Source organism: Ferdinandcohnia jepli (assembly GCF_047246645.1).
Lineage (GTDB): Bacteria > Bacillota > Bacilli > Bacillales > Bacillaceae_L > Ferdinandcohnia.
Map to the genome: position 1 here is coordinate 1 of NZ_JBFOKR010000042.1, position 6,475 is coordinate 6,475.

The 6,475-nt window shown below is 34.6% G+C and carries 5 protein-coding genes and 3 pseudogenes; 6 read left to right on the forward strand and 2 right to left on the reverse strand.

The window, feature by feature from the left end:
* Nucleotides 1-156 precede the first annotated feature (156 nt).
* Nucleotides 157-483 carry a dimethylsulfonioproprionate lyase family protein gene (locus AB3M96_RS23510; protein WP_412970043.1) on the forward strand — a complete coding sequence of 109 codons (327 nt, stop codon included), beginning with the start codon at nt 157-159 and terminating at the stop codon, nt 481-483.
* Nucleotides 484-668: 185 nt separating this feature from the next.
* Here the strand turns inward: AB3M96_RS23510 and pdxR are convergent, their stop codons facing one another.
* Nucleotides 669-2,048 (reverse strand): MocR-like pyridoxine biosynthesis transcription factor PdxR, encoded by a 1,380-nt coding sequence (pdxR, locus tag AB3M96_RS23515; protein WP_412970044.1) that lies wholly within the window; start codon nt 2,046-2,048, stop codon nt 669-671.
* 148 nt (nt 2,049-2,196) lie between these two features.
* Between pdxR and AB3M96_RS23520 the strand changes: the two are divergent.
* From AB3M96_RS23520 to AB3M96_RS23530, 3 genes and pseudogenes are all read left to right on the forward strand, one after another.
* A pseudogene (locus AB3M96_RS23520) lies at nt 2,197-2,822 on the forward strand (FMN-binding negative transcriptional regulator).
* A gap of 12 nt (nt 2,823-2,834) precedes the next feature.
* Entirely contained in the window at nt 2,835-3,443 is a 609-nt protein-coding gene (locus AB3M96_RS23525) for an FMN-binding negative transcriptional regulator (protein WP_412970045.1), read from the forward strand.
* A 40-nt stretch (nt 3,444-3,483) separates the two neighbouring features.
* Nucleotides 3,484-4,097, forward strand: a pseudogene (locus AB3M96_RS23530) (LysE family translocator).
* Between the two features lie 127 nt (nt 4,098-4,224).
* Here the strand turns inward: AB3M96_RS23530 and AB3M96_RS23535 are convergent.
* A pseudogene (locus tag AB3M96_RS23535) lies at nt 4,225-5,048 on the reverse strand (tyrosine-type recombinase/integrase).
* 119 nt (nt 5,049-5,167) lie between these two features.
* Here AB3M96_RS23535 and AB3M96_RS23540 point away from each other — a divergent pair.
* Together AB3M96_RS23540 and AB3M96_RS23545 are read left to right on the forward strand one after the other, a co-directional pair.
* Complete coding sequence (locus tag AB3M96_RS23540) at nt 5,168-5,377, forward strand: hypothetical protein (protein WP_412970046.1); 210 nt, start codon at nt 5,168-5,170, stop codon at nt 5,375-5,377.
* A gap of 156 nt (nt 5,378-5,533) precedes the next feature.
* Entirely contained in the window at nt 5,534-6,349 is an 816-nt protein-coding gene (locus AB3M96_RS23545) for a lipid II flippase Amj family protein (RefSeq protein WP_412970047.1), read from the forward strand.
* Nucleotides 6,350-6,475 lie beyond the last annotated feature (126 nt).

A 6,475-nucleotide genomic window follows, 5' to 3' on the forward strand; every position in this document is an offset into this window, starting at 1 on the left:
ATAGCGCAAGCACGGTTCTGTGAGGGGGGAGGAGTACAATTTACCGTAAGGTAGAAAGGCTCCCTTCTACTCGACTACTTTAAGAAGGAGTTCTAAAATGGAATAGCAAATTAATATATAACTCAATAATAAAATTTCAGTTTTAGGAGAGGCAAGATGAAAGAATTTAAATACATTGATAGCAATACGTCGGAGTGGAAAATAATTAGTGATGGTGTAGAACAGCTGGTACTACGTTTAGAACCTGGCGAAGGTCGGTTTCTTGTCCGATTTGCTCCAGGCAAAGGTTATCCAAAACATAGTCATCCTGATGTGGAAGAAGTGTATGTACTAGAAGGGACCTACTTAGATATGGGGAGGGAGTATGGGGCTGGTTCATACCTGTATTATCCTCCTAATAGTGTACACGCTCCAATTAGTCCAACTGGATGTACAATTATGGTTATGTCTCACAAAAAGCCAGAAATCATGGTGGAAAGTTGATTATTGAATTTTTACTAAAGGTCCACCATTTTTAACTGTGGTTCATAGAAGTTCTTCCAGAAGAAGTTAATGAAAATTATTGTGGAAGCGATAGTTAAATATACTGAAAAATGGACAACTTACCACACTCTTACAAATAGACACCCCGCAATTGTTAGTGAACTAACGACTACGGGGTGTTTTTTTTATGCCCAAGCCTTTTTTAAAAGCTGCACACCTAACTGAATTTCCTCACAAGTTAGATTACTGAATCCGAGTTTAATAATTGCCTCATCAGAATGATTTTTTATGAAATAGATGGAGGTAGGATACACTTTAACCCCATAAATGGAAGCACGCTCAATCAACCATCCTTCTGAACGATTTAGATGTATTTTAACTAATACATACAAACCAGACTGCTCCCCAATAATGGATATATTTTGTTTGAAGTGTTTTTTAAATTCTGAAACTAAGCATTGCATTTTTCGCTTATATACAAGTCGCATCCGTTTAACATGCCGAATCCATTCTCCATCTTCCATGAATTTAGCCATTGTAAGCTGGCTAAGAAGTGAAGTGGTACTCTCGAAATGAAGATATTGACTTTTGTAATGGGTTAAAAGTTGCTGTGGCAACACCATATAACTTAAACGGATTCCTGGAAGAAAGGACTTTGAGAAATTCCCTAAGTAAATAACTCTTGTTGAATCAATGGAAGCAAGTGCTGGAAATGGTTGTTGCGTATAGCGGAATTCACTATCATAATCATCTTCGAAAATAAATCCATCCTTCTTATTTGCCCAATGAATAAGCATTTGCCTTTGTTGAATAGACATGCTTACTCCGATTGGACTTTGATGGGAGGGTGTTACATAGATTAACCTTGAAGTCATTTGTTCTAATTTTGAAAAATCAGCACCTGTTTCATAAACTGGTAAAGTTTCAAGCGTGAAACGATGAAATTGAAAAGCTTCCCTTGCTCCATCATAGCCTGGGTCCTCTACAATAATGCTAGTGAAATTATCCTTCAGGATTTGTCCGAGATAAATCAACATTTGTTGGGTACTACTGCCGATTATAATCGCATTTGGATCTGTTCTCACCCCACGAGATTGGAGTAAATATGTGGCGATTTGTTCACGCAAGCACAGTTCACCAAAGGGTTCCCCGTATCGAAAGCTCTCCTGTAATGTATAAACTTGATTTGCTATTCTCCTCCAAATTTTTAAGGAGAAATTAGTTTGATCTACGGCTCCTGCTCGGAAATCAATTAAGTCTGATTTCACCGACCTTGTTTTCGTTTTATTAGAAAGGATCTGAGCATCTTTAAACAAAAGCGGCTCTAATTCATTTACAAAAAACCCTTTTCGACCTTCTCCACGTATATAGCCTTCAGCTACAAGCTGCTCATATGCCATTAATGTCGTATTGCGGCTTACTTGCAGGGAGTCTGCAAGTTGACGAATGGAGGGCAATGGATCCCCAGCGAGTATGTCGCCACGCTCTATAAATAATTTAAACTGTTCGTAAACTTGTTTGTATTTGGGGGAATTATTATTAAAGGCAAAAATAGTATTTTTCATTTAATCACCATTGACATGCTTATTTTTTTATTATTGTACCTTTTTAGATGTCAGTTAGCATAATAAAATATCTCATATCGAATATTATTTTAAAAAGTTTCACATAGCAACCAATTACAATTGCTTAATTTAAGGAGGAGCTAAAAATATGTATATACCTAAATATTTTAAGATTACAAATATTGATGAAATTAGAGAATTTGTTCATGCAAACTCATTTGGGACTATTGTTACAACAAAGAAAGGAAAACCAATAGCTACTCACTTGCCTTTGGAGTTAAGTAAAAAAGGGGACGATTACTATATAACTGGTCACATGGCTTATGGGAATCCTCAATGGAAAACACTTGAAAACTGCGAGGAGGTGCTGGTTATGTACCAAGGACCGCATGCTTATATCTCTTCTTCTTGGTATGGGCATAAAATGTTCCAACGTGGAATTATCAATCCGTCCACGTTTATGGAAAGGCGAGCATACTAGAGGAAGAAGAATTAAAACAAGACTTGATTATGTTACTAGAAAAATATGAAAAGCATCGGAAAAATCCAATTTTATGGGATAAACTTTCACCTAAAGTTTTAGAAAGCGAACTTAAAGGCATTGTTGGATTTAAGATTAAAGTACAAGAAATTCAAGCTGCTTATAAATTAAGTCAGAATCGTAATGAGGAGGATTATCTTAACATCGTTGATCAACTGCATAGGGAGGAAAATCTAAATTCTCAACAAATGGCAGAAGTGATGAAAAAGAGAGTAAAAAATATGGAGAAATGAGGAAAAGACATTATGTATATTCCTAAACATTTTAATCTAGATGACGAAGAAATGATTTATAATTTTATCAAGGAGTACAGCTTTGCCACTTTATTTTCTCAGCATAATGGGGAACCGTATGCTACCCATCTTCCACTCACAATAAATAAAGGTGAAAATACTTTATATGGTCATTTTGCTCGTCCGAATGAACAATGGAAGGATGCTGAAAACCAACAAGTTCTTGTAGTTTTCCAAGGTCCTCACTGTTATATATCTCCGTCTTGGTATGAAACTTCGATGGCAGTCCCTACCTGGAATTATGTTTCAATCCATATTTATGGAAGGCTGGAGGTTATCGAAAATCAAAAAATAATATTAGATTCTTTAAATGACATGGTAAACAAATATGAAAAACCAGATAGCTCATACAATTTAAATGAGATAGATTCCAGATTTATTGAAGGAATGACTAAAGGGATTGTAGCGTTTAAAATAAACATCACAAAGATCGAAGCTAAAGCTAAATTAAGTCAAAATCACCCAGTCGAACGACAACAGTTAGTAATTAAACAGCTTGAAAACCCTTCAGAACAAAATAATTTACAAATAGCATCTCTCATGAAAAAAAACCTCAAATAATTTAGGTGAGGAAATCTTTACGAATGGAAGTATTGGATAAATGGCAACTTTTATTTTACTTGTCTTGGTTTTATTTCTAACACCAGGTCCTGCTGTATTTTTAACAATTTCTAAAACAGTAACAGGTGGTAAGAAAAATGGGATTGTCACTGGACTGGGTATTGCCCTTGGTGACTTAATACATACCTGTGCGTCTGTACTTGGTCTTTCTGCTATTTTAATGACATCTGCACTTGCTTTTGAAATAGTTAATATTTGGGTGCAGCTTACTTAGTTTATTTAGGGATAATTACTTTGATTAAGAAATCAAAAAAGTCCGAGAAATCTTTTGTAAAGAATGTAAAAACCAGTGGATCGTTTCATCAGGCTTTGTTTATTGAATTACTAAACCCTAAAACTTCTTTATTCTTTTTAGCGTTTCTACCACAATTTGTTCAAAGTAACGGTACTCCCGTTACAACTCAACTTTTAATACTTGGGATAACATTTGTGTTGATGTCTATACTCTATACCACTCTCTTATCGTTAATTACAAGTGTAATTAGTAACAAGTTATCCTTTAAGTTTACTAAGAGTTCAAAGTGGTTTGGGAAAGCCGTTGGAATGCTTTATATTGGTTTAGGATTAAGATTAGCTCTTCAAACACGAGAATAATAATCGAATTTCCCTTTTGTTTTAGTATGAATTCTTTTGTTAAGATTGTGAAGAAATACACTTAAAGTAACGGGTGCGAGAGTAAAAGAGCAATGTTAGTAAGTACTACGACATTGCTCTTATGTGTTTAAAAGTATTTTTGATAAAATTCTTTTCTAAGACGACCACTTAGTTGAGCATAGATTCGAGTAGTCTCACTCTTTTCATGCCCCATTAAGCTTTGTATGACTTCAAGGGGAGCTCCATTATTTAATAGGTGAGTAGCATAACTATGTCTCAGTTGGTGAGGGTGAATTTCTTTATTTATCCCAGCTCGACTTGAAATTCGTTTGATGATATATCTCATTTGTGCAACACTCATTCTGTGTGGGTACCGTTCTGTTACAAAAATAGCCGGATCTTTATCTTCTCTGCTATTTAAATAACGACTTAGCCATATTTCACAACGAATATTAAAGTATCTCCTTTACCTCGTACAATTGCAGATCTATTAGACCAATTGATACTGTTCTTTTCTAGAGAAACAATTTCTCCAATTCGACATCCAGTTGAAAACATGAATTCAAATAAAGCTTTCTCCATCGTCGTAAAGCAAGCTTCTCGTAGATGCTCAATTTCTCGTTCCGTTAAAAACTTTGGAATACGTTTGCCGACTCTAGGTTCTTTTAGCTTTGCAGCTGGATTTTTGAGGACGTGTCCTTCTTCATGTGACCATCGAAAAAATGATTTTATAAAGCGAATTCTATGAGCTAGACTAGATGGCTTTAATTGATTACTTGATTTTGCTAAATACTCTCTTAAGTGTTCAGTGTTTAAAGTTCCAACATCTACATCATTAAAATGACGAATTAGTAGATTTGCTTGAAGTTTGTATGCCTTTAATGTTTGGCTAGAGAAGCCTTCAATACGTTTATCTGACTCGTATGAATCCCAAACTTTCGATAATAACATTTTCATTCCTCCTAAAATGAGTTTAATAGAGGAATTATGTCCATTTATCTCGAATTTTAGAATTTAACTGTAAATTTTTTACTAACGTATCAGGTATGTTGAGTAAGGGGAGATAAAAGATGGAAGAAAATAAGGTAAATAAGCAACTGAAAATGGGATTTGTATTATTTGAAATTTTACTTATATCGGGGAGTATACAAGTTATTTTTTCCCCTTACAACTTTGTTAGAGTTTTATCGTTATTTGTGGTTATTGGAAGTTCGTTATCTTTAGGTGCATTTATTAGAGAATCGTTTTTTATTAAAAAGGCAATGAATCCTAATCAATAAATTTAATTTCTTATACAAGTAACAGCTATGATATCCAAGATAGATTATCGCTTATTTTCGTAGAAGTTATTGTACTAAAGAAGCAGGTTAATGGAAGAAGAAAGATGAAGGTTATGGTAAAATTAGGATATTGAATTTGTATAAAGAAGGTACTGTATGGAGTTCATAACTGAAAAATTATTATTTATAGCTTTGTTTATTTTTATAATTCATTCGATAGAAACTCTAGCATATGCTGTGAGGTTATCGGGGGCAAGAGTAAAAATGATTGCTTCCGCCTTATCTCTGTTTAACATAATGGTCATTGTTTCTAGACTTGCGAATATGATGCAACAACCTTTTACTGGTAGTCTAATAGACAATGCTCCAAAGGAAAATGCTCTTGAGTTTGTAGAAACTCAATTTCGAATTCTCATTGGTGCTTCAACTGTTGGAACAGTATTTGGGATAATTCTACTTCCTACTTTTATAGCTTTATTTTCAAGGGCGATCATACATTTATCACAGGAGAAAGGGTCTGTTCCTTCTTTAATTAAAAGAATATTTTCTTTACATTACATAAAGCGTGGTGTAACACATTTTAGTCTGCCTAAGTTTTCATACCTTCGGGATACAAGGGTTAAGGATATTCCAATAAATCTATTTTGTGTAAATATGATAATAACTGCAATCTATACAATCGGTGTATTATCTGCACTATATGCCGCTTTATTAGCTCCCGAAAGAGCTTCTACTGCAATTATGGCATCAGGTTTAATAAACGGGATAGCAACCATACTTTTGGTTATTTTTATTGATCCAAAAATATCTGTAATAGCAGACGATGTAGTTAATCAAAGAGGGAGCTATAATAAGCTGAAAAATATGTCGTTAATGATGGTAACTTCAAGGTTATTAGGTACAATACTTGCCCAATTTTTGTTCATATGGGGAGCAAGATACATAGCATGGTTTACAAAGTTTATAGTTTAAACATTCTGTATCATTGTCCCTTAAGTACGGGTGCTTATTGTACTAACGGAGCAGGTGTGCGGCCGAGCCTAGGTCGTATCATATAGCGGGTGGGATTCCCGCCGAGTAAGAACTAGCCATTCGCTC